General features: G+C 65.2%; 2 protein-coding genes. Both read right to left on the bottom strand.

The window, feature by feature from the left end; translation table 11 throughout:
• Nucleotides 1-631: serine hydrolase domain-containing protein (locus VFU06_03630; protein HEU5208480.1), on the bottom strand; the 631-nt coding region annotated here is incomplete at its 3' end.
• 154 nt (nt 632-785) lie between these two features.
• Nucleotides 786-1934, bottom strand: coding sequence for a membrane dipeptidase (locus VFU06_03625; protein ID HEU5208479.1), 1149 nt, complete (start codon nt 1932-1934; stop codon nt 786-788).
• Between the last annotated feature and the right edge of the window lie 413 nt (nt 1935-2347).

Below are 2347 nucleotides of genomic sequence, written 5' to 3'. Positions count from 1 at the left end.
ACACGCGCTCCACGATGTAACCGGCGAGCGCCGTCGCGTAGTTGGAGTACGACGAGTACTGCCCCGGCGGCCGGACCCGCTCCGGCAGGTGGTCGGCCAGCCATCGGCCCAGCGGCACGATCGACGCCGAGTCCTTCGTGAACAGGTCGCGCGAGTCCTCCTCGAAGCCGGGCGTGTGCGACAGGATGTGCCGCATCGTGATCGGCTCGTCGTACGTCGCCGGGATCTCGAAATCGAGGTAGGTGTTGACGTCCGTGTCGAGGTCGATGCGGCCGGCCTCGACCAGCTGCATCACCGCGGTCCACGTGAACAGCTTGGTCACGGACCCGATCCGGAACATCGTGCGCTCCGCGTCCACTGGCTGGCGCTCCTCGACGTCCGCAAAGCCGTAACCCTTGGAAAGCAGCAGCCCGCCGCCGCGGACCACCGACACCGTTGCACCCGCGATGTGCTTGTCGCGCATGTGCGCGACCATCACCCCGTCGAGGAACGCCTCCAGCTCGGCCGCATCGGTCGGCCCGCGCGGCGACGCCACGTTCAGCTCCGGCGTCTGCGCACCGACCGGCGCCCCCGAGAGCAGCATCGACACACCCAGTGCTGTCAGCCCTGCCAGATGCCACGGACGCCGCATCGGTTCCTCCCGTTGATGGAGCAGAACAACTGGTAGCAGTTACTCAGTTTCACACAGCGGTCACAGCGGTCGCAGAGGACACAGGAACAGCAAACCTCTGTGTCTCCGTGGACCTCGGTGGACTCTGTGTGAACCGATCAAATCCCGGCTGCCCTCACTTCGTCCAGATCTCGGCGAGGACGCGGGCGAAGTTGCCGCCCAGGATGCCCCGGATCGCGTCGTCGCTGTAGCCGCGGCGGATCAGCCCTTCCGTCACGTCGAACATGCGTTTCGGATGGTCGATGCCCTCGATGTCGATCTTGTCGCGGAAGGCGTAGCTGTCCTTGTAGCCGGCCTTGAGCTGCGCGTAGTCCTCGGCGGGCATGTCGTCGTAGCCGTCCAGGTCGATGTCACTGCCGATCCCGAGGTGCTCGACGCCGATCAGGTCGCGGACGTAGTCGAAGTGGTCGATGTAGTGCTCGATCGTGGTCGGCTCGGTGTGGCGCACGAAGTTCCGGACGCCGGTGATGCCCATCACGCCGCCCGTCTTCGCCATCGCGCGGATCGCCTCGTCCGGCTTGGTGCGCGGATGGCCGTTCACGAGAGCGCGCGCGTTGGAGTGCGTGATCAGCACCGGCTTCGCCGACACCTCGCACGCGTCGATCGTCGTGCGGTCGCCGCAGTGGCTCGTGTCGACCGCCATGCCGACCTCGTTCATGCGCTGCACGATCCGCACGCCGAAATCGCTCAGCCCGCTGTCGCTCCGCTCGGTCGAGCCGTTGCCGATCAGGTTGCGCGAGTTGTACGTGAGCTGCGAGACGCGCTGACCCAGCGCGTGGAACGTGTTCACGTCGTCCGGCCGGCGGAAGTGCGAGCTGTTCTGCACCCCGATCATGATCCCGATCTTGCCCGACGTGCGCGCCCGCTCGAAGTCCGCCGCACTGTCGATGCGCAGCACCCGCTCGTCATTGCCCGCAATGAAGCTGTTCTGCGTTGCAATGTGCTCCAGCACCGTCGTGTACGGGTCGATGCCGCCCATGCCGTACGCGACGTGGAAGACGTTGATCCCCGACTCCCGGAAGCGCTGGAAGTCCGCGTCCGTGAAGTTCTCCGCGTCCAGGTTCCACTTCCCCTGCTGCGGCCAGTTCAGCGTGAGCGGACTCAGCATGTCGATCACCAGCGATTCCTGCATCAGCCGGATCGTGCGCGCCGAGTACTCGGCGGCCTGCGCGAACAGGCGGAACCGGCCGAGATTCAGGTATGGCGCGGCCATCATCCATCCGGTCGCCGCTGCTGCTGACTTCAGGGCTTGCCTTCGGTTCATCGTTCTTCCGGGTGTCATTGGTTTTCCTCGTTTCACGCAGAGGCGCGGAGGAGCAGAGGCGCAGGTTCCCTTTTTTTCACACGGAGCGCTCAGCGGACACAGTGGTCACAGTGGCAATTCGTCGAACAGCGTGGGCCCCCCGCCATGCAAACATCAGATTTCTGATTTGCTGGCGAGGTGGACGCGCGCGACGAACGCGATGCTCCGCGCCTCTGCTCCTCTGCGACTCTGCGTGAAAATGAGCAATCGAGAATCTTCCTCAGTGTCCACTGTGCCCCCCTGTGACCTCCGTGTGAAAACAGGAGGCTGACCGCCGCGCGCTCGAGCTGCGGGTCGCGGCCGGCGATCACGTCGGCGGGTGGTGTTTGTGAGGTGTCACTGGCTGCTCCTTTTCACGCAGAGACGCGGAGGAG

It is taken from the genome of Longimicrobiales bacterium (genome assembly GCA_035764935.1).
Classification (GTDB): domain Bacteria; phylum Gemmatimonadota; class Gemmatimonadetes; order Longimicrobiales; family RSA9; genus DASTYK01.
Note: the sequence above shows the minus strand (reverse complement) of the source record. Positions and strands in the feature narration are given on the sequence as shown.

Bases quoted from the DNA above. Each gene is read 5' to 3' on its own strand.
- VFU06_03625 (HEU5208479.1), bottom strand. From the start codon at position 1,934: ATGAACCGAAGGCAAGCCCTGAAGTCAGCAGCAGCGGCGACCGGATGG.